The 26,227-nt window shown below is 65.2% G+C and carries 24 protein-coding genes; 11 read left to right on the plus strand and 13 right to left on the minus strand.

The genetic code is table 11. From position 1 onward, the window contains the following. Nucleotides 1-431 precede the first annotated feature (431 nt). The 5 genes from tpx to VKP62_04995 all read left to right on the plus strand — a co-directional run bounded on the left by tpx (nucleotide 432) and on the right by VKP62_04995 (nucleotide 5,099). Entirely contained in the window at nucleotides 432-929 is a 498-nt protein-coding gene (tpx, locus tag VKP62_04975) for a thiol peroxidase (protein ID MEB3196538.1), read from the plus strand. Nucleotides 930-1,307: 378 nt separating this feature from the next. After that, a complete protein-coding gene (gene glnA / locus VKP62_04980) occupies nucleotides 1,308-2,654 on the plus strand; it encodes a type I glutamate--ammonia ligase (GenBank protein ID MEB3196539.1) in 1,347 nt (448 codons plus the stop codon). A gap of 139 nt (nucleotides 2,655-2,793) precedes the next feature. Then, nucleotides 2,794-4,074, plus strand: coding sequence for a hypothetical protein (locus tag VKP62_04985; GenBank protein MEB3196540.1), 1,281 nt, complete (start codon nucleotides 2,794-2,796; stop codon nucleotides 4,072-4,074). Nucleotides 4,075-4,136: 62 nt separating this feature from the next. Beyond that, entirely contained in the window at nucleotides 4,137-4,415 is a 279-nt protein-coding gene (locus tag VKP62_04990) for a hypothetical protein (protein MEB3196541.1), read from the plus strand. An 87-nt stretch (nucleotides 4,416-4,502) separates the two neighbouring features. Beyond that, nucleotides 4,503-5,099, plus strand: coding sequence for a hypothetical protein (locus tag VKP62_04995; GenBank protein MEB3196542.1), 597 nt, complete (start codon nucleotides 4,503-4,505; stop codon nucleotides 5,097-5,099). Between the two features lie 230 nt (nucleotides 5,100-5,329). Here VKP62_04995 and VKP62_05000 read toward each other — a convergent pair whose 3' ends face one another. Next, entirely contained in the window at nucleotides 5,330-6,337 is a 1,008-nt protein-coding gene (locus VKP62_05000) for an SPFH domain-containing protein (protein ID MEB3196543.1), read from the minus strand. A 40-nt stretch (nucleotides 6,338-6,377) separates the two neighbouring features. Then, entirely contained in the window at nucleotides 6,378-6,911 is a 534-nt protein-coding gene (locus VKP62_05005) for an NfeD family protein (protein ID MEB3196544.1), read from the minus strand. A gap of 193 nt (nucleotides 6,912-7,104) precedes the next feature. Here VKP62_05005 and VKP62_05010 point away from each other — a divergent pair, with 193 nt between their 5' ends. The 3 genes from VKP62_05010 to VKP62_05020 all read left to right on the plus strand — a co-directional run bounded on the left by VKP62_05010 (nucleotide 7,105) and on the right by VKP62_05020 (nucleotide 9,676). Continuing rightward, on the plus strand, nucleotides 7,105-8,529 hold the full coding sequence (locus tag VKP62_05010) for a hypothetical protein (GenBank protein MEB3196545.1): 1,425 nt from the start codon (nucleotides 7,105-7,107) through the stop codon (nucleotides 8,527-8,529). A gap of 415 nt (nucleotides 8,530-8,944) precedes the next feature. Next, nucleotides 8,945-9,370, plus strand: coding sequence for a hypothetical protein (locus tag VKP62_05015; protein MEB3196546.1), 426 nt, complete (start codon nucleotides 8,945-8,947; stop codon nucleotides 9,368-9,370). Nucleotides 9,371-9,415: 45 nt separating this feature from the next. Further along, the gene (locus VKP62_05020; protein ID MEB3196547.1) at nucleotides 9,416-9,676 is read left to right on the plus strand and encodes a glutaredoxin family protein; all 261 of its coding nucleotides are present in this window, start codon (nucleotides 9,416-9,418) and stop codon (nucleotides 9,674-9,676) included. Between the two features lie 25 nt (nucleotides 9,677-9,701). Here the strand turns inward: VKP62_05020 and VKP62_05025 are convergent, their stop codons facing one another. The 4 genes from VKP62_05025 to VKP62_05040 all read right to left on the minus strand — a co-directional run bounded on the left by VKP62_05025 (nucleotide 9,702) and on the right by VKP62_05040 (nucleotide 15,134). Then, on the minus strand, nucleotides 9,702-10,670 hold the full coding sequence (locus tag VKP62_05025; GenBank protein ID MEB3196548.1) for a hypothetical protein: 969 nt from the start codon (nucleotides 10,668-10,670) through the stop codon (nucleotides 9,702-9,704). A gap of 219 nt (nucleotides 10,671-10,889) precedes the next feature. After that, nucleotides 10,890-12,425: a phosphodiester glycosidase family protein gene (locus VKP62_05030; protein ID MEB3196549.1), complete on the minus strand. Its 1,536-nt coding sequence runs from the start codon at nucleotides 12,423-12,425 to the stop codon at nucleotides 10,890-10,892. Nucleotides 12,426-12,690: 265 nt separating this feature from the next. Continuing rightward, nucleotides 12,691-14,082, minus strand: coding sequence for a S8 family serine peptidase (locus VKP62_05035; protein ID MEB3196550.1), 1,392 nt, complete (start codon nucleotides 14,080-14,082; stop codon nucleotides 12,691-12,693). Further along, complete coding sequence (locus VKP62_05040) at nucleotides 14,076-15,134, minus strand: S8 family serine peptidase (GenBank protein ID MEB3196551.1); 1,059 nt, start codon at nucleotides 15,132-15,134, stop codon at nucleotides 14,076-14,078. Before VKP62_05040 ends, VKP62_05035 begins: the two co-directional genes overlap by 7 nt. Nucleotides 15,135-15,482: 348 nt before the next feature. Between VKP62_05040 and VKP62_05045 the strand changes: the two genes are divergently transcribed. Further along, on the plus strand, nucleotides 15,483-16,760 hold the full coding sequence (locus tag VKP62_05045) for a hypothetical protein (protein MEB3196552.1): 1,278 nt from the start codon (nucleotides 15,483-15,485) through the stop codon (nucleotides 16,758-16,760). A gap of 19 nt (nucleotides 16,761-16,779) precedes the next feature. Here the strand turns inward: VKP62_05045 and VKP62_05050 are convergent, their stop codons facing one another. Next, on the minus strand, nucleotides 16,780-17,874 hold the full coding sequence (locus tag VKP62_05050; protein MEB3196553.1) for an Mrp/NBP35 family ATP-binding protein: 1,095 nt from the start codon (nucleotides 17,872-17,874) through the stop codon (nucleotides 16,780-16,782). 246 nt (nucleotides 17,875-18,120) lie between these two features. Between VKP62_05050 and VKP62_05055 the strand changes: the two genes are divergently transcribed. Together VKP62_05055 and VKP62_05060 are read left to right on the plus strand one after the other, a co-directional pair. Further along, nucleotides 18,121-19,314 carry a hypothetical protein gene (locus VKP62_05055; GenBank protein ID MEB3196554.1) on the plus strand — a complete coding sequence of 398 codons (1,194 nt, stop codon included), beginning with the start codon at nucleotides 18,121-18,123 and terminating at the stop codon, nucleotides 19,312-19,314. 101 nt (nucleotides 19,315-19,415) lie between these two features. Then, nucleotides 19,416-21,074, plus strand: a complete 1,659-nt coding sequence (locus VKP62_05060; GenBank protein MEB3196555.1) for a discoidin domain-containing protein — start codon at nucleotides 19,416-19,418, stop codon at nucleotides 21,072-21,074. 13 nt (nucleotides 21,075-21,087) lie between these two features. Here the strand turns inward: VKP62_05060 and VKP62_05065 are convergent, their stop codons facing one another. From VKP62_05065 to lysA, 6 genes are all read right to left on the minus strand, one after another. After that, complete coding sequence (locus VKP62_05065; GenBank protein ID MEB3196556.1) at nucleotides 21,088-21,675, minus strand: GGDEF domain-containing protein; 588 nt, start codon at nucleotides 21,673-21,675, stop codon at nucleotides 21,088-21,090. A gap of 41 nt (nucleotides 21,676-21,716) precedes the next feature. Then, nucleotides 21,717-22,724: a DNA polymerase III subunit delta gene (gene holA, locus VKP62_05070; protein MEB3196557.1), complete on the minus strand. Its 1,008-nt coding sequence runs from the start codon at nucleotides 22,722-22,724 to the stop codon at nucleotides 21,717-21,719. An 8-nt stretch (nucleotides 22,725-22,732) separates the two neighbouring features. Then, nucleotides 22,733-23,503: an isoprenyl transferase gene (locus tag VKP62_05075; protein MEB3196558.1), complete on the minus strand. Its 771-nt coding sequence runs from the start codon at nucleotides 23,501-23,503 to the stop codon at nucleotides 22,733-22,735. Between the two features lie 82 nt (nucleotides 23,504-23,585). Continuing rightward, complete coding sequence (locus VKP62_05080) at nucleotides 23,586-23,984, minus strand: hypothetical protein (GenBank protein ID MEB3196559.1); 399 nt, start codon at nucleotides 23,982-23,984, stop codon at nucleotides 23,586-23,588. Next, entirely contained in the window at nucleotides 23,953-24,834 is an 882-nt protein-coding gene (gene cdaA, locus VKP62_05085) for a diadenylate cyclase CdaA (GenBank protein ID MEB3196560.1), read from the minus strand. The genes VKP62_05080 and cdaA overlap by 32 nt, the downstream gene beginning before the upstream one ends. Beyond that, nucleotides 24,831-26,189: a diaminopimelate decarboxylase gene (gene lysA / locus VKP62_05090; GenBank protein MEB3196561.1), complete on the minus strand. Its 1,359-nt coding sequence runs from the start codon at nucleotides 26,187-26,189 to the stop codon at nucleotides 24,831-24,833. The genes cdaA and lysA overlap by 4 nt, the downstream gene beginning before the upstream one ends. Between the last annotated feature and the right edge of the window lie 38 nt (nucleotides 26,190-26,227).

Consider the following 26,227-nt stretch of genomic DNA (forward strand, 5'->3'; position numbering starts at 1 on the left):
AGAATACTGCCGGGGAGACCCGGTGGGAAGGTAGCCCGCCGCCAGGACCTTTAAGATTCCACCGCAAGGTGTGAACCTGGCCCCCCGTTCCCCGCAAGGGTTGAGCGGGGGGTTGGTCTTTTGGGGGGGCGCTGCGCTGTCCATCGCTGGCCGGTTTTTGGCCGCAGGCGCTTCCCGAACACGACCGTGAAACGCGTCAGCAGCGAGAATACTGCCGGGGAGACCCGGGGGGGAGTTGCCCGCCGCCAGGACCTTTAAGATTCCACCGCAAGGTGTGAACCTGGCCCCCCGTTCCCCGCAAGGGTTGAGCGGGGGGTTGGTCTTTTCGGGGGAAACTTCCCATGGGATGTCGGATGAAATGGTTAGCCACAAGCCCGTTTCGGGCATGCTGCAGCTAGCTTGGGCCATCCTACCGGAATGGGGAGTTTCACATGGCGACCGTCACGCTCAAGGGAACCGTGATTCAACTCAGTGGCGAATTGCCGGCGGTGGGATCCGAAGCACCAGATGCCGTGCTGACCGGCGTGAACCTGGCGGATGGTCCCCTCAGCCAATTGCGTGGCAAATGGGTCCTGCTCAACATTTTCCCCAGCATCGACACGCCGACCTGTGCCGCCTCTGTGCGCCGCTTCAACGAAGAGGCCGGCAGCTACCTGGGCGTGGCCGTCGTTTGTGTCTCCGCTGACCTTCCCTTCGCTCACAAACGCTTTTGTGGCGCAGAGGGGATCGAACGGGTGGCGTCGATGTCCAGCTTCCGCCATGCGGAATTTGGTGAACGCTATGGCGTGACGATGCTGGATGGTCCCTTGAAAGGGCTGCTGGCGCGCGCAGTGGTGGTGGTGGATGCCAGCGGAATTGTTCGTCACGCTGAACTCGTGCCAGAAGTGAGTGAAGAGCCGGATTACGCAGCGGCCATGGCTGCCCTTTGACGCGTTCAGCGGGGCATCCATGCATCTCGGAAAGCCGTTTCCCTCGCGGGATGACGAGGAGCGTTCTTCGCTGGCCGCCTGCGCCATCGTTCTGTCGCCTGTTTTTTGGGGGTGGACGCGCCGCTTGAAGGGGCTCGACGGCGCTTGGTCCTGATGGCCAAAAACCCCTTCGATTCAAGGGTTTTCAGACCTGACACCGACCGGTGTCGGGTCTAATCTACATCATCGGGATAAACTTTTAAGCCGGCTGTTGAGTAAAACATTCGCCCGTCTTCAGCCCATCTTCAGGCATTCCCCTCTATCATTCGGAGCGTTGAAGCGGCAGGGGGAGCCAATGGCCTTGCGGCGACAGCGTGATTCAGAAAGGAGCAACCGCTCGTGACCACGACTTCAGAACGTTTGGAAGCCTCGATTCGTGAGGTGATCGCGAAAGAGAATGTTCGTTTTATCGACCTCCAATTCATTGACATCCTCGGCATTGTGAAGAGCGTCACGATTCCGACCTCTCAGCTGTCCGACACGCTGGAAAACGGCAAGTGGTTTGATGGAAGCTCCGTGGAGGGGTTTGCCCGCATCGCGGAGTCCGACATGTTTCTGAAGCCGGACCTGAGCACGTTCCAGGTGATCCCGTGGACGCGCGGCAACAACACCACTGCGCGCATCATTTGCTGGGTCTACACCCCTGACGGCGAGCCTTTCGTCGGCGATCCCCGCGGACTGCTCAAGCGCCAGTTGGAAGCGGCGCGCGCGCTCGGATACGACTTCAACACCGGTCCCGAACTGGAGTTTTTCCTGTTCCGCTCCAACGACCCGACGGCGCCGACGCCCTTGCCGCACGACCGGGGTGGCTATTTCGATCTCTCGACCGACCTGGCCAGTCACGTGCGCCAGGACATGGTCAACGCGCTGGAAGCCCTGGGCATCGAGGTGGAAACCAGTCACCACGAAGTCGCGGTCGGACAGCACGAGATCGACTTCAAGTACTCCAACGCGCTGACGTCGGCTGACAGTTGCGTCACCTTCAAGTATGCCCTCAAGGCCATCGCGCAGAAGTACGACCTGTACTGCACCTTCATGGCCAAGCCCATCTTCGGGGTGAACGGGTCGGGCATGCACACCCACATGAGCCTGTTCAAGGACGGCGACACGGCCATGTATGATCCGACGGATGTCTATGGCCTGTCCAAGACGGCCAAGCACTTCATCGCCGGCATTCTTCATCACGCCCGGGCGATGAGCGCGATCCTGAGCCCGACCGTCAACTCCTACAAGCGCTTGGTGCCGGGTTACGAGGCGCCCGTTTACGTGTCCTGGGCGCGGAACAATCGCTCGGCGCTGATTCGCGTGCCACGCATCAATCCCAAGGCCATCAAGGCGACGCGGGTCGAACTGCGCTGTCCCGATCCGACCTGCAATCCCTACCTGGCGTTTGCCGTGATGTTGGCTTGCGGCTTGGACGGCGTGAAGCGTGAATTGACGCCTCCGGAGCCCGTTGAGGAAAACCTCTACCACATGGGCCAGGACGAGCGCTCCAACCGCAACATTGAAAACCTGCCGGGCTCGCTGGGAGAGGCGCTGGCCGAACTGAAGAAGGATGCCGTGATCCGCGAGGCTTTGGGCGACCACGTGTTCGAACGCTTCCTGGAGGCCAAGACTCAGGAGTGGGACGACTACCGGAAGTCCGTCAGCCAGTGGGAACTTGACCGGTATCTCTCCCTGTATTGAATCGAGCGATTCCGGGAGTGACAGCGGGGGCCTGACGGCCCCCGCTTTTGCGTGGGGACGTCGGGAATGTCTCGTTTCTTTACATGTCCTTAATAAGGTATTAAACTATTGGGGTCCACCTTGATGAAGGAGATCCCCTGTGATCCGTTGCGCTCGAGTCCTCCCTGCGGTCGTGGCCGCTTCGACCTTGCTGGTGGGTTGCGGCCAGTCTGGCGCGACGGTCAGTGCCGGCAATTTGCGTCAAGGAGTGGAGAGCCGGAGCCAATCGACACGTTTGGATGATGCGGATCTGTCCGCCGGCGCAATTCGCCAACAGGTCTCTCCTGACGTCTTGCGGCGCGAAGCGCAGGCCGATGGAGCCGGGAACCTCCTGTTCCCGACCCGGCCCTTGCCGCGTCGTGCTGCTGCGCCGGCTCCGCGCCTGGCCGCAGGGCCTGTCCTGAGCGGTGGCTTGCGGTATCCGGACTTCACGGGGGCCTTGATTCCCGCGGCCAATGTGACGGTCCACGTCATGGCCAAGGGTGGTGGACTCTCGTCCCCGCGTGAAGTGGCGACGGCTCTGACCGACGCGAACGGGCGCTGGACTGCGGTGCTGCCCGCCGAGTTGTTGGGCAAGGCCGTGACCACCTCTTACGAGCTGGGCAACCGTCGCTGGACCTTGGAGCGCATGCGCTGGGAAGGCCCGAGCGTCGCTTCCTTGGCCGCATCCCAAGATACGGGCGATCGCACCCTGGAAGCGTCCAGCCAGAATGGCAAGGCGGCGCTGATCCACCAAGTTTGGAATCGCGCCCTGGCCGCCTTCGAGCGGGAGTCAATCTCGTTGGACGGCTGGTGGACACGCCCCATTGGCACCCGCTGGCCCGCGGATGCGAATTACTACTCCATGGGGACCGTCAACCTGACGGATGCAGAGTGGTGGGACGTGAATGGTCACGAAATTGGCCACGCGATCTTCTTTGCAGGTTTCAATTCTTCTTCCGGCGGCGGCCAGCACAAGATTGACGAGTGCTATGGCGCTGATCTGGCCTGGTCAGAAGGCTTTGCCAGTTTCTTCTCCGGCGTGATCAGCATTTCGCGCCAGGATCCAGACGCCAAGTTCGAATTCATGGTGCCGCGTCGCAAGCCGATTCGCCTGGAGAATGTGCCTGAGGATGTGTGCCAGGGCCACACCAATGAGTGGCGTGTCAGTGCCGCTCTGTGGGATCTTTATGACACGCATGCGGATGGTCAGGACCAGGTGGCGCTCGAATTCAAGCAGATTTGGGGGTCGTTGGTGAAGACTGGAACGGGTGGTCGGATGGCTGACGTGCGGGATGCGTTCCGCCGGGTGGCGCTTCAAACCGAACCGTCGCTGCGCCCGGGGCTGGCGGCAGCCTTTGCCCAGAGTGGGGTGCCTGTGACGCTCCAGATGGCTCGCTAGACCAGGAACGTCACGCTGACATCACCAGGAAGCCCGAGGCCGCGGGTGAGGCGGCGAACAAGGTGAGTAACGAGACCTTACTTTTGAACGCACTGGCGCAGGCCTCCTGCAGCGGGGAGGAACTGCGCCAGTCGCTCGGGTTGGTCGAGGCAGACTTTCGCCCGGCTGCGCGCAACTTGTGGCTGGATGGGCTGATCCAGGGACAGCTGGCGGATGGTTGCTGCAGCGCCCCTTGCGGCACGATGTGTGTCAGTGCGATGAAGCTTGATCGGGTCTGGCAGCTGTCCAAAAAAGGCCGACTGCGCTTGAAGGTGCTGTCTGCCCGGTCAGACGCCTCCTGACGCGCCGGTCACCGCTTGTGGTATGCTTGGTGTCGGGTTCTCGCGACCTGATACCGGCTGGAGGCAAAAGTGTCTGAAACCGCGAGTTTGAGCCTCGAAGAGGTCAGTGTCAAGCTGGGTGTCAGCCCGTCGGCCGTCAAGAAACGCATCGCCCACCTCAATATTCCCGTGATGCGGGGGGCTCGCGGGAAGTTGATCTTCGACCCACGTGCGTTCTCTCTGCTGGCAGAGGCGGATGGCCTGCTCAAGGCCGGGCATGGGTTCGATGAATGCCGAAAACGGCTCGGTCTCCAGCAGCCGGCTGCGATCGATGTCGAGGTGGAGGACCTTGATGCCGAGGATGAGGGCGACGACGACACGGAGCGTCCTCGCCGGCTTCCTACGCCTGTGTTCATCCAGCTGCGCCGGCGCAAGGTGCAGCCGCTGACGAGCGAAACCCCACTGCCCGATCTGCTGTCCCGTCTCGACGGCCTTTTGAAGATGCTGGATGAGAAAGAGCGGCACAACCAAGTGCTGCAGGCCAAGTTAATGGTGGCCTACGACGAGATCACCAAATTGTCCGCCACGTCTGCCGCGCATCAGGAGCGCACCTTAGCGCTGCAGGTGGAAGTGCAACGCCTCAATGGGGAATTGAAAATGCTGGCGGCGCCGGAGCCGGAAAAGCCGTGGTGGCGATTCTGGTGACTTCGGACTGGCGCTGGATTAGTCCGAAAAGTGTAGACACTGGGCAAATAGGCTTTTAGCCGCCAGGGGCGTTCGCGGGTCGTTCTCTCTGGCTCAAAAGGTGGAGCGCGCGTCTGGGCAACCAGGCGCGCGCTCTGACGATAAAACTGGGCCAGGTGCCGAACTGGCTGGTTCGCCCGGCCTTCACTCGCAGCCTGGTGGGGGCACAGCGCCTTCTGGGCGCCCTTGCCTCAGGCGTTGGCCTGCGGGGCGGACGACGAAGCCTGGCCGACCACCCTGCCGGTCGGGGTGGCCACGCTCGGGCGCGGTTGGCCGGCACGGAAGGCTTCGCCTGCCAGGGCCGCCACTCCGGCGAGGCCATTCATCCCGTTCGGCATGAAGATCGTGGACGAAGGGCCTTTGGCCATTTCGGGGAGCGATTCCAGATAGCGCAGTTGCAGGAATTTTTCGTCTCCGCCGTTTCCGAAGGCGGCCACCACTTCCTTGATGGATTCCTGCTGGGCCTTGGCCGCGATCAGGGTGGCGTCGGCCTGGGCCTTGGCTCTGATCACGGCTGCCTCGGCCTCCGCTTGGGCTTTGATGCGTAACACCTCCCGTTCGCCCTCGGCCCTGAGCACGGCACTTTCCTTGGCCCCTTCGGCCTGCAGGATGGCGGCGCGCTTGGAGCCCTCCGCCTCCAGGATCTGGGCCCGGCGTGTGCGTTCGGCCACCATCTGCTTGTCCATGGCATCGGCGATGTCGCCCAGCGGTTTGATCTCCTTCAATTCCACCCGGGACACCTTGAGCCCCCACGCTGCCGTGGCTTCATCCAGAATTTCCTGGAGTTTCGTGTTGATGGTGTTTCGGCCGTTCAGACATTCGTCCAGTTCCAGCTCGCCGATCAGATTGCGCAAGCTGGTGATGATCAGCTGTTCCATGGCGCGCTCGAAATTCTGCACCTTGTAGGCCGCATCCTTGAAGTTGGTGATCTTGAAGTAGGTCACGGCGTTGATGCGAACGGTGGCATTGTCTGCCGTGATCACCGCCGTGGGTTCGAAGTCATGCAGGGTTTCCCGGTTATCGAACTTGTAAGCTACTTTTTCGAGCACGGGCGTGATCCAGTGCCAGCCGGCTCCGAGGGTTTTCAGATAGCCTCCTTGGCGTTCGATGATGATGGCCTGATTCTGGCTCACGGGAACGAAACCCAGAATCAGATAGGCAAAAACGACGGTGGCGATGAGACTCAATAAGACAAGCATCAATTCATCCTTTTAGGTTGGGAGCAGATGGGGACGAGACTCAGGTGGGTTGGGTCGGCTCTTGCATGGATGGGGAACCTTCCGGGGGCGCTACGGGCGGCGACGCGTGCGTCGTGCCCCCTGACAACCACGATGGGGGCGCCGAGACAGGCTCCTCAGGGAGCACGCGCAGGGTGGTCCCGCTGACCTCCATGACCAGCACCCGACGGCCAGTTTCAAGCGGTAGGTCGGATTCAGCGCGCCAGACCACCCCGTCCAGCTTGACCTTGCCGGCGCGACCATCGGCGATGGGGCTGATGACCTCAGCGGGTTGACCAATCATCGATTGGACCGGGGTGGGGGTGGCTGGAGGCGCCAGGCGGCGCCTGACCCACGGCAAAATCAGTGCGGTCACGCCACCTGCCAGCGCCACCGCGGCGGCCACCTGTGCGGTCAAACTGAAGCCAGCCAGGGCCACGGCGGCGGCCGCCCAGCAGGCAAGGCCCATCGTGAGCAAGGTGAACTCGCCGGTTGTCAGTTCCAGCAGAACCAGAAGGGTCCCGATCAGCGCCCAAGCGATGGCAGGGTTCAGCACATTCGACTCCCACAGTATTCCGCAACGGCAACCGGTGCCCGAACTGCAACGGACCTGGTCCCGGGCCCTACATACCCTGTTTGCCTGGGGCGTCTGACTGGAAGAAACCTTGGCTGAAGCTTAAACCGAGCTTGGGAAAGTCAGCCGGTTTGCGAGCGATAGATGTCTCGGCCCCTGAGATGGAGTGTTTCGTGTGTCTTCCCAGGACCACACCATCGCGATGAGTCGTCTGAGGACGTCCGCTGAGCGTACCTACCGCGTGAGTCGAGCCGCCGCCGAGCTCGCCGTCACCGCTGGTTCCGCGCATCAACGGGGGGGCGTTGGCGCCCTGCAGGGCAGTGCCCAGGTGGCTTTGAAGTACAAGGCCCTCAAGTCGGAAGTCGGGCTGGCGCATAGCAGCCTGGAAGAGCGATTGTTCGGTCTGGCGGGTGATGTGGCGACCGTTTCCGGGGGAATTTTGGCCGCGATCGCCCTGCCGACGATGTCGCGCAAGGCTGCCACCAGTTTTCAGGAATTGACGGCTCTGGTGCGCGATCCGAGCGCCACGGCCGAGGTGCGATTGAATAAACTCGAGGAGATGGTGAGAGCCGGAGCCGGCTCCATTTTCAGTGCCCAGGGCGTGGTGGTCGGGGCCAGGGGCACGATGGGTATTCTGACCCGCAGTGAAGGCATCGCGCGGGTCACCGCTCGGGTCGGGGAAAGCCCGCTGTTCCGCTTCCTGGGGACCCCGCTGGGCAAGTTCTTGCAGGTGCTGTTGCCCGTCGCAGACGTGGCGGTGCTGGTCGGTGAGAGCATTGCCACGCGCCGCACCTTTCTCGACCCGCAGACCACCAGCGGGCAGAGGGCCAGAAAGGTGCTGGATCTCAGCCTGTCCTGCCTGAAGGCGGCTTTCTGGCTGTTGCCGGCCGCGCGCCCCCTGAAGGCGGCGTATGCTGCAGCCAGCTTTGCCCAGCTCGGGCTGACCCTGAGGGACTTCTGGCCGCTCGTCCGTCCAGCCCTCACCCGAGCAAGCCAGACCACGCTCTGGGCCTTGCAGCACCCTGGAGAGGCCCTCGGGGCCGCTCGTACCTCCCTGGGGAACGGGCTGCGCGTGACGGGGCAGGCCCTGGTCAGCGTGGCGCAGGGCAGCTGGTTCGTACTGACCCATCCAGGCTATGCCTGGTCGGCTGTTCATAACGAAGTGTCGGCCTGGTTGCGTTTGCTGCAGGGCAAGGCGGCGGCCGCGATTCCGTTCCGCCACGTTCCGGTCTTCCTCGCGCCTTCGGGGCCGGCTGCGGCTGCGCCGGAGGCGCTTTCGCCAGGCGGCCTCGCCGCCCCGACGGTCCCTGCACCCACGCTGGCTCACCCTGCCTCAGCGCCGGTGCCATCGCTTCCCGCGCCGACGCTGGCGCCGCCCGTCACCACCCCCGTGCCTCCGCCTCCCGCGCCGACGTTGGCGCCGCCCGTCACCAGCCCCGTGGGTCCGCCTCCCGCGCCGTCGCTGGCGCCGCCCATCATCACCCCCACGCCTCCGTCTCCCGCACCGACGCCGGTCGTGGTGGCTGGCACGCCGGCGGCGCCGGTGGTTCCGAGCCTGCCGCTGGCCGCTGATCCGCTCAGTTCGATTCCTGCCCAGTAGCCGCTTGCGCTCTGCGCCGACGGGAACGGGGTGGCCCTCACGAGAACCTTCAGCCCGGGCGGCCGGGACGGCGTGTTATGCTACGCTCGGGGGGATATCTGGAGGATTCGTGGCGCGATCAGCCAAACCCTTGCCTTGGATGCGGGGCGCGATGTTGAGCAGTTTCCTCCTGCTGCCTTCGCCGGGAGCACTGGCTGCCCCGGCGACAGGCCTGCTGACCCATCTGGGTCCTGGCAATCCCGTTCGTGTCCTGAGGAGCGAGGGGGTTACGGCAGATCGGCCCCAGGTGGGCTCCTTTCCGATGCTCAGGGCGCAGGGAAGGCCGGTTTTGCCCGTCTCCGAGCGAATCTCGGGAAAATGGCGAGGCGCATTCACCACCATCGGAGTGCCCCGAGTCGTTGCAGATGGTTTGCTGGTGCCCTTTTCGGGGCCGGCTCCGCGTTATGTGATTCATCTCGCGCCGGAGTCACCACGCTGGTTGTGCGTGGACATGCAGGCGAGCCGGCTGGCGGACGGCCAGCCACGTCGGGGCGGCACCGCCAGCCCGCGCTTGCTGGCCTGGATGCTGGTGCCGCGTCCGCCTGAGCGCGTGCGCCTTTATGCGCGGCTGGCTCGCCGGGTGCAACTCGAGGCGTCCCTGGAGCCGGCAGCCCAACAGCTTCACCTCAGGCTGCACGGCGCCGAGGCCCGACCGGCCTCGCCCGCCCCGAAGCCTCTCACACCCAGCCGTGATCAGCCCTCCCTCGATTTTCCCGGCCCTTTCCTGCGGGAGCCAGAGCCACCCCAGGAGCCCCAGGAACCCACGCCGGCCGAACAGCCGGTGATCGAGGAAGTCCTCTGAAAGAAGGCCGCCAAACCCGGGGTGGCATGAAAGGAGAAGCGAAGAATGATCCCTCAGCTGGTGCTGTACACCAAGCCCGAATGCTGCCTTTGTGACAAGGCGGAGGCCCTGATTCAAAAGGTTCGCTGCGACCTGAACTTCGCTTTCGAGGCCGTGAACATCCTGGAGCATCCGGAGGCTTATGCGGCCTATGCGCAGCGCATTCCAGTGGTCACCCTGGATGGTGAGGTAGTGCTGGCGGGCAAGGTCAGCGAGTTCTGGCTCCGGCGCGTGCTGGAGGGGGAACGCAATCCCCGGCTGGTCTGACCGGCCGGGGGACCGGTGAGGTCTCTCAGGGCGTCGAACGGGTCTTGGCTGAACTGGAGGCCAGGACAGTATGCACGGTGGCCTCGGCGTCCTCGGCGGAGACCGTCGACATCACGCTGAGTTCCAAGGTCTTGCCTGGGGCCAAGCCTTCCACGGGGGCCGTTTGGGTTTCCACCACGGTGTTGGTCTTGTTCAGCAAGCCCTTGAGTTTGCGAAATTCGATTTTCACCTCACCCCGCAACGTTTCGGTCGGGTTTTCGTTCTTCACTCGCACCGTCACCTGGAGGCGCTTGAGCAGCAGCATCTTCCGGATCACCTGCTTGTCGGTGATTTCCAGGCTCAAGGCCTTGCTCAGGGGAGCGGCCGAGCGGACACTCGAGCCCGGCGCCTGGCCCGCCGGCGCCGTGGTCGCCGGGCCACTGCCGTTCGGCGTCGCGCCCGCAGCCTTGCTGGGCGCCCCCTGACGCTCCAGGGCCTCCGGCGAGACAAATTTGAATTCCAGGGCTTTCTGAGCGCTTCCGGGCAGGGCCGCACTCAACTGGAGCGCCACTTTCGCTTCTTGATTGGCCAGCACCGCGACTGCTCCACTGGCTTCATTGACAACCTTGTCCTGGGCATCGACGGCCACCACGCGCGCCTGGAACTGCCCCACGGGCATCTGGTCGAAGACCAGCGTGTTGGAGGTTTTCAGTTCGCCTGGGGACAGCTTTCGACCGAGAGGCGCAGCCAGGCCCGGTCCATTCAATTCGACCAGCAAGCCTGCCACGCCAGGCGCATCCACCGCATTCAACTGGAGCGACACCTTGCCCGTCGCGGGCAAGGGAGCGGGCACGCCCTGAGCCACCACGGTCTGCGGCGCGGCAGCCACCGGGGCGCTGCGGCGGACCGTCCGGGTCGGCATGGGGCTGTTGGGGCTGGTGCCGCAAGCCGACAGGCTGATCGCCGCGAGCAGCAGCATCGCCACGAGGGTGTTCTTTTGCGTTGCGTGCGCCATGTGCGACTCCATCCTGCCAGTTCCATTCGGGGGATGGGGTCTCTATCGTCCGAGAGGTGGGCTCACGTTCTTATGGCCGCATTAAGCCTCGTTGAAACTTCAGCAATCCTCTCGCTATCGCACTGCCTGAGCGCCCCGGGGGCCAGCTTCACAGCCGTTGAACCCGTTGGTCCGCCTGGGGAGGGGCCCCGGAGCGAGCGAGGGTTGAGCGCGGGGTCGTCAGCGCGTGGTCAGGTTCGCCCAGAGCGTTTGCACATCCGCTCGGCTGGCCGTCGGGGCGGGGTCGCGGCGGGGAAGTACGAGCAGGGCCGTGCTGACGGGGCGCTCGCCTCCATCGGAGGGATGGCCCATGGTGCGTCCGCGCAGCCACATGGTCGTGGAGCCTCCGCCATCCAGGTTCAAGGCCTCCACGCTGCCCAGTTCCTTCAAGGTGCTGGCCAGCTCATGCAGGGTCGCCCCGACGCTATAGCCGGGCAAGCGGCCATCGATGGTCACCAGCAAGATCTGCCGGTCGGCTGTCACACCGATCGCCGTACGAGGCGCCCGTCCGCGCGCCACATCCGCGCGGAAGTGCTGCTGCTTGGCCAGCACCCTCACCTTGCCGTCCTGCAGCAGGGTCGGGCCGCCGCCGAGGGCGTGTTGCGTCTCAGGGGGGAGATTGTGGTCGAGTCGCAGGTTCTGTCCTTCGCCGATCTGGCGCTTGAGCAGATGGGCGGCGCTGCCCTGACCGCTGAGCACGAAGCCACCAGAGGGAATTTCCATGTTGCCGTTGCCAATCGCCACCACCCGTCCGCCTGCGTTGATCGCCAGTTCGTGGCGACTGCCATCGGGAACCGTGCGGGAGCGCAGGCCGAAATGGCTGGTGAAGAGGGTGACGCGGTTTCGCCGGGCCGTTTCATTGACGCCCTGACAGCGGATCAGGGAGCCATCCTCAAGCACGACCTGCGAATGCGGTTTGGCGGTGCGGATGTCGATGCCGCCGTCCTTGTTGAACCAGACGGCTGGGCGGTTCATCATCGTGCGGCTGACCAGCTGCCGATCCAGCACCACCGTGCCCTGGGGCTGCCCGTTGGCGGGCGAGAAAAAGCTACCGTTCACGGCGGCGATCGCCCCGTGCCAGCGCCCAAACTGGCTGACCCGCGAGAGCCCCATGCGCTTGGAGCCGGCCGAGGCGATCGCGGGTTCCAGACGGACTTCGCGCGGATCCAGGGCCAAGGCGCGGATGCGCATGGGACCTTGACTGGTCCAGCGCTGCCCTTCCCACACCTGCACCCCGCGCGTCACGGTTCGGAACACGGGCGTGGCTTTCTGATGGTAGAAGGTCACGGCGATCCCGTTGGGCAGCGTTTCCACTTCCACGGGGGCTGCGAAGCGCCACTCGGCCTGCACGAAGGTTCGGTTTTCAAAGGTATGCACGCGCAAGTGGTGCAGGGCGCCGCGGTGCATGTCGCGGTCCAGGGCAAAGGCCGTGCTGATGTCGCCTTGGGCTTCCATGCTCCAGTTCGACACCCGACTGACGCGTTTGGTGACTTTCGGGTGACGCATGGGGAGGAACAGGCGGGTCTTGTGGCCGTCGACGGTGACGGCCGGCCCCGGTTTGGCAGCGGCTTGTGCGGGGGCGGCAGCCAGCAAGCACATACCGGCCAGCAACAGGCCCAGCGTGATCCGGCTCAGCGCTCGCACGCGTCGGTCCATCGACGGGAGGCAAGGGGCCTGGCTTTCGGCGCGAAGTCCGGTGAGGCACATCGTAGCCATGGAAGATCCTCCGGGCGGGAAGTGCAGATCCGGTCTACTTCATTCATACCCGCTGGAGAAGCCCCTAAACGTGATATGGCGCACATTTGCGCCATTTAGAGAGACGACTTCCAGCGGAGCAGAGGCGGTGACCGTGGTCGGGCCACTATGCCACGCGCGCGCGACGGGGCCACGCGCCGCGTGGACGAGGATGTCCGGGCCAAATACCCTAGCGCCGCCCCGGAATGAGGCGGCGCAGAGGCGATAGGTAGAGCCAGGCTTCGACCTATCGCTTCGGGGGCTTCGTGGGGTTGATCTCGAAGGCGAGCGGAGGCGCCCACTGTGGCGGTTCGTCGGGTGGTGGGTCCATGGGACCGCGAGGCTTCGTTTCGAAGACGAAGGCCGGACTCAATACCTTGCTCACGAACTTGTCTCCCTCGTACAGGTAGATTGCGATGTACGCGGAGATTTTGGTGGCGGGTGGCAACCACGTGTAATCGTGGACGTGGCGATGGTTCGAGGTCCAGAGTTCCTCCGCCACCGGGATTTCGTTGGGATCGTCCGTGACCTTGGTGTAAATTCGGGCGCTGACGGCATGGTTGGCCTGAAACGTCATGCGCGCGGAACTCGAGGTCAGGTTGGAGATCGTGGTCTCAAGGACTCTCAGGGCCGGGGTCATGTCAGAGATAATGCCGGTCGGATATTTCTGTTCTTGCATATCGAACGCTTCGATCACGTAGTGGTAAGTGGTTCCGGGCACCAGGTCCGGAACCCGGATCTGATGGCCGGTGGCCCAGCGGTCGGTGCGCGGCGTGATCTGAGTCAGGTTGGCCTTGTCCGTTCCGTAGCGAACCTGGACCTGGGACGGGAAGGTCGTGGTGCAGAAGACGTTGGCGTCCGTCACGGAGGAGAACACGCCCGTCTTCAAGAAGGCGAAGCGCTTGGTGCGGAAGGTCCCCGTCCGCTTCGGCAGGGTCCCCCCGTCCTCGGCGGTGCCCCCGATCTCATAAAAATAAGTCGAATCAGGTTGCAGGTCCGTCAGGTAGTGCAGGTGGCTTTGCAACAGCTCCGTGCGCGAGGCCGGGAGGTCGCTCAGTGCCGTGGCACTGCGTCCAATCTTGATCACGCCCTGGGTCGCGGGCGTGGTGGTCCAGCTCAGCTTGACGGAATAGGTGCCTGGTTCCGCGACAAAAGTCCCAAACACCGGTCCGCTGGTGGTGAAGGACGCGACCGGACTGTTGGTGACCTTGCCACCTGCGTCGCGGGCTGTGATGCGGTAATGGTAGCGCGTGTTGGGGGTCAGGTTGTTTGCGTAAAACAGCAGTTTGCTACCCAGGGCCCCCACCGTGAGCGGGGCGCTCAAGTCGGGCTTGAGGCTGATGGTGCAAGAAGCCGCCACCGGCTCGTTGCTTTCTGCCACCACCTCGACAAACCTGCTGCTGGGTGAGGCCTTGATGCGCGAGAGCGCAGGCGGCGCGTCCACCGGGGTCGCCTTCAAGGCCTTCAGGACATCCAGGCGCTTGATAGCGGTGTTTCCCGTGAAGTTCTTGACCGCCGCGCCGGTGGTCTTCAGTGCCTTTTCCACTTGCTCTGCGCTCCACTGGGGCTGGGCCGAAAACAACAGAGCCGCCGCGCCCGCCACCAGGGGGGCTGCCATGCTGGTCCCCGAATTCAGCACATAACCATCCGAGGGCCCCCCGCCCGGCGCCGGTAAACTCGGGAAGGTGCTGAGGATGCCAAGGCCCGGGGCGGCTCGACGGTGCGGCCGTAGTTCGAGAAGGTGGCCCTGGCATCGTCACTCGCGGTGGCACCGACGGAAAGGCAGTTGCCGAACGAGGCAGGATAGAAAGGGGACGTGCTTCCGAGATTACCCGCTGCGGCCACGACCAAAGCCCCCTTGAGGTGGGCATAGTCGCAAGCCTGTTCGATCTCGTAGGAGGGGAAGGGGCTGCCGAGGCTCAGGTTGATCACCTTGGCCCCCGCATCGGCGGCATAGCGGATGCCATCCGCCACGTCGGCGTTGAACATGGAATGGTCGCCCACCCGCACGGGCAGGACCTTGCAGCCAGGTGCCGCCCCACTGATGCCGATGGCGTTGTTGGCCACGGCGGCAGCGATGCCCGCCACGTGCGTGCCGTGCCCCACCGCATCACGAGGGTCGTTGTCCCCGTCCACGATGTCGATGCCCCCTGCGCGGATGTTGGCGGCCAGGTCCGGGTGCGTGGTGTCGACGCCGGAATCGACGATGGCAATCACCACACTGGCCGCCCCAAAGCGCTGCGGCAAGTCCCAGGCAGCCGGCAGGCCCACCTTGGCGACGCCCCACTGCTCCGACAACCGCGGGTCGCTCGGGTTCACGGTCGGCTTGCAGGCCACATTGGGCTCGGCCTGTTCGACGTCCGGGTCCACCCAGAGTTCCTCCAGCACCGCGCGCAGGTCTGCCTCCGAATCCAACTGGTAGACCTGGGCGCCACTGCGGAGCCGCTTCTTGAAGGTCCCCCGTGAGGGCTTCTTGTGGACGGCTCCGGCCACGAAGCGGACAATCAGTTCACGCGCTCCCAGGGTGGCCAGGCCATAGCCCCGGACGCGACTCGCCGGCTCATCGGCCCCCGGGGCCTGCAGCCCTGTGGCTTCAGGCTCCAGAAAAAAACCAGGCGCCAGGATAGGCACGGGGAGCACCGCGCATCCGGTCAACGCAATCGCGGCGGCGAGCAAGGCCTTACGAAGCAAGGGCAGCTTCCTCCGCAGGGCAGGGTTCCGGGTAACCGCTGCGTGGTGGAGCGAGTCTTGTGATCCGTGTACCCTGCTTGTTGGCTTTCGACGCAAAGGCGATGGCGGAAGGCGAGCAGCCATCGTGGGGCGGAAGGGAGCGCCCGGCGCTGCTCAAAGATTAAGTCGCAGCCTGTACGCGATCGGCCGCCTTGTCGGTCAGACTCCTGCAGATGACGGCGTTTTCAGCGATCAGGGCGGGCGTAACTTTAAATTCTCGTTTCATTGCGCATAAACCAGCCTGAAACGGCTATAACATGGTTGTAGGCTTGTCGCGTCTGGGGACGCGTGGGGGAGGGCAATCAGGCTATGACGATGTCGCAAATGGGAGGCGATTCCCAGAACACGATGCCGGTCGCGATCAACGCGGGCCTGACAGCCCGGCAAATCGCGTCACTGACGCCCGCCGATCCCAACGCAGCCAAATTCTCGATGGATGCTTTCAAGCGCACCCTGGGCAATCCGGGGGGGCTGCTCGACGGGAGCGTGAAAAATTTGCCCCTGTCCGAGGCGCTCGCCCAGCAGAGCGTGGTGACCCGGTTTGCGGCCAAGATTCCCTTCGTTCGTCGCTTTTTGGGCCCCGACTTCATCCTCAATGAGGCGATCGGCCGGCTTGGCAAGGATGCGCTGGGCGGCCTGAGCAAGCCTCAGGTGACCCAGATCGCCCTGGAAGGTGGCGATGTGGCCGGCAAGCTGGCCAAGGCGGGCCTCTCCCGCGAGGTGGCCGAGGAGATCGGCAAGAAGAGTGCGGAGCGCCTGTCCGCGCTGGGTGGGCAAGCCGCTGGCGCCGTCGGGCGCCAGATGGTCAACCAGCTCGATGAGATCGCCAAGGAAGCGGTCGGCATGACCATGAAGAAGGGGTTTCAGGGGGCCTCTCAGGAGGCGGTCAAGAAGGCCCTGGCGAGTCCTGACGCCTACGAGGCCCTGAAAGCACTGGGATTCTATGCCAAGGATGCCAAGGTGCTGGTGACCAAGGCGGCAGGTCGCTCGGCGGAGGTGGCCACCCGCGCGGCGACCGGTGAGGCGGCGCGTGTGGCAGGCCAAACGGCCGCCTCTGAGGCTGCTGAGGGTGGAATCAAGGGCTTCTTCGGCAAGCTGCTCAGCGGCGCCAAGGGGAACTTTGTCGTGGCTGGTGCCTTTTCGCTGGCCAGCAATGCCATTCAACTGGCGCAGGGCAAGATGTCAGTGCCTCAGTTCATCGGCCTGACGGCGCTGGACACGGCAGCCTACGGGGCGATCGGTTGGGGCTCGGCGGCGGCCGGCGCGGCGATTGGCACGGCGCTGTTCCCCGGCGTCGGGTCGCTGGCTGGCTTTGTGATCGGCTTGGGCATCGGCTTCGTGGGGGGCGCGCTATACGAAAAAGTGCTCCGGGACCCGGTCAAGGGCCTGTTGGGAGGGGGAAACCCTCAGCCAGCTTACGACCCCAGCCGTTCCTCCGATACGGCTCGATCGGCCAGCGAGCCGAACCGCGGCCCTCAGACTCCGGCGACCCCTCGCGGCAACGCGGGGCTGGTGCAGCCTTCCGGCTCGGACCTGACCTACGATGAAGCGTTGCGGCAAATCGAACAGTTCAAGACCAGCCAGTGAGTAAGCTGCACCTGGGATCTTAGGGACGGGTGGCAGAGGCGGCCGTGGCCAGCAAGCGTTCCTGCACGGCGCGTGCCAGCTGGTGAAATGCGACTGCTTGAGGACTGGTGGGAGCGGCCACCACCACCGGGCAGCCTGCGTCGCCACTTGCCCGGATCACGGGGTCGAGCGGGATCTCGCCCAGCAGGGCGACGCCGGCGTGTTCTGCCACCGTCCGCCCGCCCCCACGGGTGAAGATGTCGGTCTCTGAGCCACAGTGCTCGCAGACGAAGTGACTCATGTTCTCCACCACGCCCAGAATCGGGGTGTGCGCGGCTTCGAGCATTCGCAGCGTTTTCGTTCCGATCGCGGCCGCGATCGGTTGCGGCGTCAGCACAATCACGGCACCATTGACCGGCACCAACTGGACCAGCGAGAGCGGCACATCCCCCGTGCCGGGGGGAAGATCCACCACCAGGTGGTCCAGTTCGCCCCAGTCCACGTCCTGGAAAAATTGCCGCATGGCGCCCGCCAGCATCGGTCCGCGCCAGACCACCGGCTCGTCCGGGTCCGGCAGCAGGAAGCCCATCGACATGACCTTGAGGCCAAACGCTTCGATCGGCACGAGCTTGTCGTTGCGCACCGTTGGTTTCTGTTCCGGGACCCCCAGCAGGTAGGGCACGCTCGGTCCGTAGATGTCTGCGTCGAGCACTCCGACCCGGGCACCGGTGGCCGCCAGGGCCAACGCCAGGTTGACCGTCACCGTGGATTTTCCGACGCCCCCTTTGCCGGAGCCCACCGCAATCACGGTCTTGACGCCGGGTGGCAGAGCGGCCGGCCCGCCCGGAGGCGCGCCCTTGCCGGCAGGGCGCGCGCTGGTTGCCGGCTTTTCCGGGGTGACGAGCCAGTGGATCGCCACGTCGTTGACCCCCTCAATGGCGCGAACCGCCTGTTTCAGGGGCGCGTCGAGGCGACCTTGGAGGGCCGTGGCGCCGGGCTTGATCGTCACCGTGAAGGTCACGATTCCGTGCATGATTTTCAGGTCTTGCACCATGCCGAGGGACACCAAGTCGTGTCCAAGGTCGGGCACTTCGATGTCTCGCAAAAGGGCCAGAATGTCTTCAACGGTCGGCATCACAACGTCTCGAAAGGTGGGGGGAATCGCCGATTATCCCCTTTGTCGTCGGGAGCTGTCCATCGGCCGCTCTCAATAGGTTCTGGCTGCGCTCGGATGGCCTGCCCCTGGCGCAGGGCGATCGGACACGGCGACCAATGAACCTTGGTGGCCTTGGTGTGGGGGGAGGCCCCCTTGGCGTGGTTCGATCGCCCCTCGAACGCGCCAGATCGTTTCTCCTGACAAGGCGCGATGGAAGGAGGCGTCGTGAGATACCTGCGCTGGTCAGCGGGCGTGATGTTAGGGGGGCTGCTCGCCTGTGGAACCGCATTCCAGGAACCCCCTGCTCCGGGACAAGGGGGCACGGCCCTGCCGCCGCCACCGCGCAACGCGGGGGCAGCGGCCGAGGCGGACTGGCCTTTGCGGGGCGCCTTCTCGGAGAGCGGGGGGGACCTTTCGGTCGATGCGAACAGTGCCTCGTCCACGCTGGAAAACGGGAGCTCAGCAGGGGGCTCTGCCGACCCTCTGCCGGCTGCTCTGCCGTCGGATGAGGCGGCCAGCGCGGGGGGAGGGAGTTCCTCTGGCGGCGGAGTTGTGGGCGCCTCCCAGGAAGCGTCAGCTGGGGCCGGGAGCCTGGCCACTCCCACGCCTCGCCCGAGTGTTACCGGCACGCCCTCGTCCAGCGCCACCTCCACGCCAGGCGCCAGTTCTCCCTCTCCGTCTCCTTCCAGTCCCACACCCACGCCGTCTGCCAGCCCCTCTCCCACCCCGCGTCCCAGCGCCTCCGCAACCATCACGCCCAGTCCTTCGCCCACCCCCTCCCCTTCACCCACCCCAACGGCCAGTGCCACCGCAACGCCCACGCCGGCCGTGACCGTCTCGCCGCTGGCCGTACGGGGACGGATTCTGCTCGGTGGGCGCGCACCTGGGAACCCGGTCTTGCTGACCTTGATTCGCACTCCGGAATGGCTCGAGCGCCGCATCCAAACCGATGCACAGGGTTACTTCGGGGTCGACAATCTGGAACCAGGCAGCTACGCGGCTTACTACTACAACGATTCGCAACGGGATCGGATCGGGTACTGGCGCAGTCGCGCCTTGCCCGTTGATGCGTCCCGCGGTGCGGTGTTCCCGACCATCGATCTGGCCCAGGTTGGCCTGCAGAACACCCCCGCCATGGACGCTCGGATGACCCTGCCGGTGAACTTCAGCTGGCAACTGCCCACGCAGCCCGTCGAAAGCCTGCGCTTCCGCGTCCATTCCAACGGGGGACGCAGCTTTCGCCTGATCTTCCAGAGCGCAGAGTTGCCTGCTGGAACCACGGGCTACACCTGGGACGGCGCGGGAGCGCTGGAGTCACTGCAGCCCGGTCAGCGCTATTTCTGGGGACACGTCTGGGACGCTGGGGCTGCCGGTGAGGGTGGCAACCTGTTCCAGGCCATTTACCTGGGTCGCCCCTGATGGCGGCATCCCGACCGGGCCGGCCCAGGGAAGCGCCTCGCCTTGCGCGAGCCCCTGAGCAACGTTTCACGGTTTGCTGCGCGAGCTGAAATGAGGAGCCTATGCATCGATTCTTTGCAGGATGTCTGACGGGTGTGCTGGTCTTGGTGGCCGGCTGTCGGAGCGCCGCGGTGCTGCCCACGCCGCCCGCGGCCCGTCTGGCGATCGCCCCGGAGGCCAGCGCTTCGGAAACGCGCTGGGAAACTCGCTTCGAGGTGGACCCGCTGCACGGGGCGGCGTTCGAGCAGGGCCAGCCCCTGGTGGGCGCGCCTCCTGGCGCCCCGCCCCTGATCGCGCCGCTCGACGTCAGCCACGATCTCCCATCGGGGAAAACCAGGGTCACCTGGCAACTGACCCATGCGGCCAGCAGGCCGGGCCACTTGCAAGTCTCGCTGAGCGCCGAGGGACTGCCTGGGGGCGGGCAGGTGGCCTGGCGGCTGCTACCTGGTGAATCGCGCGAGCTCGTCGGGGAGTTCGAGAACCCCGGCGCGGGTGGCTTTCAGGTTCGCATGAAGCTCACGGTCGGCTGGCCCGCTACAGCGCCCCAAGCGCGGTATGCGGTGCGCCAGACCTCCGCCTGGCGGGCCAGCGCCAGCGGAAGCTATGGCGCCCTGGTGCCCGCTCGAAGCATCGATGGGGATGCGGCCACGCAGTGGGCGCACGATGGCTACCGGGCCCCCTCAGCCTGGCTGGCGATCGACCTCGGCCAGCGCATCGCATTGCCTGGCCTGCGGCTCAAGATACCTCCCTTCACGGGGGCTGCAACGTATCGCATCGAGACGTCCGATGATGCCCAGAGCTGGCAAACGGTCGTTTCCGGCTTGCGCAACCTGACTTGGCAATCGGAAAGCCGGGCATTTCCGTCCGGGACGTGGGCACGCCACGTGCGGTTGGTCTTCACCAACGATGTCGCGGCCCCTGAAAACCGCTTCAGCGTCTTCGAGGTGGGCCTGTTGTCGGCCCCCGTGGCTGGCCCCACGGCTTCTCCGACGGCGACGCCCCTTCCCTCACCAGCCCCCAGCGTCACACCGGTAGCAAGCCCGAGCCCGACCGCCTCGGTCCAGCCATCGCCCACGCCGACCTTGGCAGGGACGTGGCGCCGGGATTTCGAAACGGACCCGCTCGGGAGTGACCCGGTCGACTTCATCGATCCTCGGCAGGAGGGTTATCGCTACGACTGGATGCCCGAGGTGCCCTGGCGCGTGACCGCCGTCGGAAACAGCAAGCAGTACCTGCACGATGGCCTAGCCAACAAGGCCTTTCTGAGCTTCCGTCGCTGGCGCGGGAATGCCCTGGGGCAGGCGGACGGTCGGCTGCCCGACCGCTACTTCACCGAGCTGGATGTCACGCCCCTGCGCAGTTACACCTACAGTCCGACGGGGGACCAGGGCACCCAGGTCTATTATCTCGACCCCCTTCGCTACGCCGAGGTGCTGATCAAACCTTCCCTGTTCGAGGTCTGGATTGCGGATGGAGCCGCCCCGTTTCAATCGCGCGGCTGGTCTCGTCTCTTCTATGCACCCTTGGTCACCGCCGCCGGGCAACGCCGCAAGTTGGGCGCCCTGGTGGATGCGACGGCCGGTCGCCTGCAGGTGTTCGTCGACGGGAATCCGCTGGCCACCGTCAGCCACCCCCTGATCAGCACGCAGCCTCATTATTTTGCGCTGCGTGGGGCGGGCAACCAGGTGGTTCATGACAACATCCTGATCCAGCCGCGCTGAGAGGCCTCCGTGATCAGGCGTTGGCCTGCCGGATGAAGGTTCGGTTGCCCCCCTCGCTGCGGGCGTGGAAGGCCGCTGCATCGGCACACGCGAGCAACTGTTCAGCGTCTTCCACCCCGGGGCCCGGGTAGGTTGTCAGGCCGACCGAGATGGTCAGTCCGGAGAGGGTTGAGGGCCCCTCGAAGTGGGACGCGACCCGCAGACGAAAGCGTTCGGCGAAGGTCTGGGCCCCGTCCAGGTCCGTCTCGGGCAACAGCATGACCAGTTCGTGGCGACCCCAACGGGCGGGGACATCGTACTGACGACAAGCGTCCTTGAGTTGCTGGGCGACCTCCGCGAGGCCGCTCGGCTCGGGTTGGTCCAGCGCGATCATCAGGCAACTCAACTCGGTGCCGAAGCGATCCGCACGCGCCACCTCCTCGGACAGGCGCCCGAGAAAGTAGCGATAGCTGAACAGATCGCTATCAGGGTCGCGCATCCCAACCTCGCGAAGGCGTGTCTCGGCTGTTTCGAGCTGGCGGGTGAGTCGCTGCACCGTCTCGAGCAGTTCAGGCAGCGAGGCGGGGGCATTCAGTTCGGCGGCGGAGACGGGTTCGTTCATCGGGGACGAAGGCCTTCAAGGGGGGAGGGGACGTCCCCATTTTACCCCTCGGAACGCAGCATCTGAACGAAGAGCAGTTCAAGGCGGAGGCCGTGAGCATCGGTTGGCCAGGCCCCGCGCTTGATCTCGAGGTCCACCTGGTGCAGGCGTTCCAGCGCCTCTCGCAACTGGTGGCTGCGCCAGCCACGCAGGGCCTCGAGGTCCTTGCGCAATTTGAATTCCGAACGGGCACCGGTCGCACGGGCGATCGCCGCCAGGGCCTGGCCCTGCTCCTGGAGCGCTTTCGGGCGCACCCAACCGCGCACGATGGTGGTGACGGCGGCCAGTACCTTCAAGGGGTGGTCGCTCTCCAGAAGCCTCTGCAGGGCGAGCAGGGTGCCGGGCAGATCGCGCCGCGCCAGCGCATCCGTCAGGGCAAACACCTGTAGATCGCCGTGGGGAACCAGTCGTCGTACGGTGTCGAGGGTGATCGTGGCACCCTCGTCGACGGCGACCACCAGCTTGTCCAGTTCGTGACCCAGGCGACGGCGGTCGCCGCCCGTGGCCTCCAGCAGGGCTGCCTGGGCATCCGGCGTCATCTTTCGGCGCTGGGCGCGCAGCTGTTCCTGAACCCAAGGTCCCAAGCGCTCCGCCACCTGCCAGGGTTTGATCTCAGCAAATTCCCGAACGTCGCCAGCCGCCAGGAGGCCCTTCACGAGTTTCAGGCGCGCATCCACCCGGAGGCTGTTGAAGACCAGGTGATTGCCCGCAGGAACCGCCAGCGGTCGGGTCAGCAGCAGGGCTTCGAGGGCTTCAACGCCAGGGTCTTCGACCTTGCCGACCAGGTACTCGGCATCCTGCACCAGGACCACGCGACCGCCCAAACCGAACGGCGGCGTTTGCAGGGCCGACAAGGCCTGCGCCGCCGAGGCGTCAGGGCCGAGTTGCGTCAGGTTGAAGGTTCGCCAGTCGGCGGAAAGCACGGCCTGCTCCAGTTGTTTGCAGGCGGTCACGCGCGCGAATTCGTCGGCCCCGTGGTACAGGTGAACTTGCGCGGTGGGAGCGGCCATCGGCCGGATCAGTGCGCGGCGGCCACTGGGGCCGTTTGGGTGCCCCCGAAGCGCCGTTCGCGCGCCTGGAAACTCAGCAGGGCGTCCAAAAACTGCGGTTGCCGGAATTCAGGCCACAACACGTCCGTCAGGTACAGTTCCGTGTAGGCCAGTTGCCAGAGCAGGAAATTGCTCAGGCGCGCTTCGCCGCTGGTGCGAATCAGCAGGTCCGGGTCGGGCTGTCCGTCGGTGCACAGACAAGCCGACAGCAAGGACTCATCAATTGCCTCCGGCGCCAGCGTGCCGGCTTGCACCCTGGTCGCCAGCTGGCGCGCCGCCTCGACGATCTCCCAGCGACCGCCGTAGTTGGCCGCAATGTTGAGGTTGACGTGGCTGTTGCCGGCCGTCTTGGCTTCGGCCATGCGAATCAGCGATTGCAGCGAGGCGGGCAAGCCCGGGACGTCCCCGATGAAGCGCAGACGTACGCCATTCCGGTCCAGGTCCGCCAGTTCCCGTTGAATCACCTCTTCGAACAGTGACATCAAAAAGGTCACCTCTTCATCGGAGCGGCGCCAGTTCTCGGTCGAGAAGGCGTACAGCGTCAGATGCTGGATGCCCAGTTCGCGACACAGGCGTACCAGGATACGGACCGTCTCGACCCCGGCGCGGTGTCCCTGGAAACCACCCAGGAGTTTGCGCTTGGCCCAGCGGCGATTGCCGTCCATGATCACCGCGACGTGTCGCGGGAGACGGTCGCGATCCAGGCCAGGCCAGGCATGCTTGGTTGAGGGTGTGGACATGGCGGGACTGAGACCTTTAAACGGCCTGGCGAAGCGGCGGGCCGACACGCGAGGGGGCCAGCGAGGCGGACTCGCCTCGGATTCAGGGGGGACCTGAAGCCTGTCGCACGACTCTGACCTGGCTGACGCTGGTGCCCAGAACCTTGAGACCTTGCGGCGGAACGACAGATAACGGTATCAGGTCACCCTCTGTATGTCCAGTCAAATCGGCCGTGACGGACAGTTCATTGGGGACCATTTGATGGACCAGATTGCCGGGCCCCTCGAGGCGAACTTCCACCCGCGAGGGCGACACATGGAGGCCCTGGTCGGCATTGGCCATTTCAATCGGGGCAAACAGGGTGCGCTGCGCCAGGGCGTGGTTGCCGGTCCGGACGAACAGCCAGAGCACGACGGCCATCAGGATGGCAATGAGCAGGAAAGGCCAGTTGCTCTGCGGCGATGTGCCGTCAGTTGGTGGGGGAGAGTTCGTCTGTGGCATGCGGTTTGCGCGCGAAGAACAGGGTCGTCAGCGGTTGGGTGTGGTTCGGACGGCGGGTCAGCGCAAAGGCGGAGGTCAACAGGTCCTTCAGGGCCTCTTCCGTCAGATGGCGCTTCAGCTGGCCTCCCGTGGCCACCGAGACGGTGCCGGTTTCTTCCGAGACCACGATGGCGATCGCATCCGAAGTCTCCGTCAAACCAATGGCCGCGCGGTGGCGCGTCCCTACCTGGCGTTTGCCGGCAGGGCCCGAACGGCGCAGGCCCTCCGACAGGGGCAGGACGGCCCCGGCCGCCGCGATGCGATCGCCCTGGATGATCACGGCGCCGTCGTGCAAGGGGGTATTGGGAACGAAAATCGTGCTGAGCAGGTCGGTCGTCACCATCGCATCCAGCGGCGTACCCGTCTCGATGAATTCGGTCAGGCCCGTCGTCCGTTCGAGGATGATCAGGGCCCCGATCTTCTGGCGGGACAGATACCGCACCGCGCCCTGAATCTCGTCGAGCACCTTGGGGGCGCTGGCGCTGCGCCGCTGAAACAGATCCCCTCCCCGGAAGATTTCACCCTGTCCGATGTGGGCCAGCGCCCGCCGCAGTTCGGGTTGAAACACGACGGGAATGGCGACGATGATCATGGTCGCCATGCTCTGCACCAGCCAGGTGATCGTGTTCAGTTCCAGCGCGTGGCTGACCAGATAGGCCAGCAGCAGCAGCAGCATCCCTCTCAGCAACTGGACGGCGCGCGTGCCTTTGATGAGCAGGAAGAAACGGTACAGGACGAAACTGACCAGCAGGATATCGAGCAAATCCTGCCAGCGGATGCCGGTCAAAAATCGGGTGAGCTCCGGCGTCACGCGGATGTCCCCCTGAGGCGGGCCGGGAGCCGATCCAGGCGCACCAGGTCATCCAGGCTTTCCCGCGCGGCAATCAGGTCCGCGCGGCCGTCCGATACGAGCAGCACAGCGGGACGCCCGACCCGATTGTACTGGCTGGCCATGGCGTAGGTGTATGCCCCGGTCCCATACACGGCCAGCAGGTCGCCTGCCACCAGGGGCGGCAGGTCCACGTCGCTCAGCAAGATGTCGCCACTTTCACAATAGCGTCCCGCAATCGTCACCCGCTCGCCTCCCGGTCGAGCTGTGCCGGCCGGCTCGGCTGTATAGCGGGCGCCATAGGTGATCGGTCGAGGGTTGTCTCCCATGCCCCCGTCGACGGCCACGTAGGTCCGGATCCCCGGCACTTCCTTGCGCGCACCCACCCGATAGAGCGTGACGCCCGCGCTGCCTACGATCGACCGGCCGGGCTCCAGCACCAGCCGGGGAGGGGGATAGTCTGCCCGCGCACAAGCGTCCAGGACCGCCCGACAGAGTCGCTCCACCACCGCCGCGATTGCGGGGGGGCCATCCGCGTCGGTGTAGACGATCCCGAGCCCGCCCCCCAGGTCCAGTTCGGTGGCGGTCAGCCCGTGGCGTTCACGAATCTCCACCAGCAACCCGACCATCACCTCTGCGGTGGTGTCGAAGGCCTGAGCATCAAAAATTTGGGAACCGATGTGGGCTTGCAGCCCAAGCCACGCCACGTGCGTTTGACCCTTGAGCCATTCGAGGGCGGTGTCGAGCTGACCGCTCTTGAGGTCGAGTCCGAATTTGGAATCCTCCTGGCCCGTCCGGATGAATTCGTGCGTATGGGCCTCGATGCCTGGCGCCACCCGCAGCAACACCCGGGTGGTGCAGTCGGTTTCGTGGGCCAGCGCGATCAGCGTCTGGAGTTCGTCCAGATTGTCGACATTGATGCGTCCCACCTGACCCTGCAGCGCACTCCGCAACTCCTCGCGGGTCTTGTTGTTGCCCTGCAGCACGCACGCGGCGGCCGGCACCCCGGCCGTCAGGGCGGTATGGAGCTCGCCCGCCGACACCACATCCAGGCCCAGTCCCTCCTGGTGGACCAGGGCGTGAATCGCTTGCAAGGCCAGGGCCTTGCTGGCATAAAGGACGCGTCCGCCCGGGGGGTAATGGGCGGCCAGGGCCGTCGTGTAGGCCCGGCACGCCTCGCGCAGGGTTTGCTCATCCAGGACCAGCAGAGGCGTGCCGTGAGCGGCCGCCAGGTCTTCCGCCCGGCAACCGCCCAGCAGCAACTCACCGGCCGCGGAGCGCTGGGCGGAGAGCGGGCGAAGTTGCGTGTTGGGGGCGGTGCACGGGGAGGCCATCATGTCGCGATTCCGGCTGGACCAGCTACGTCGAGGGTGAG

It is taken from the genome of Candidatus Sericytochromatia bacterium (genome assembly GCA_035285325.1).
Taxonomy (GTDB): Bacteria; Cyanobacteriota; Sericytochromatia; order S15B-MN24; family JAQBPE01; genus JAYKJB01.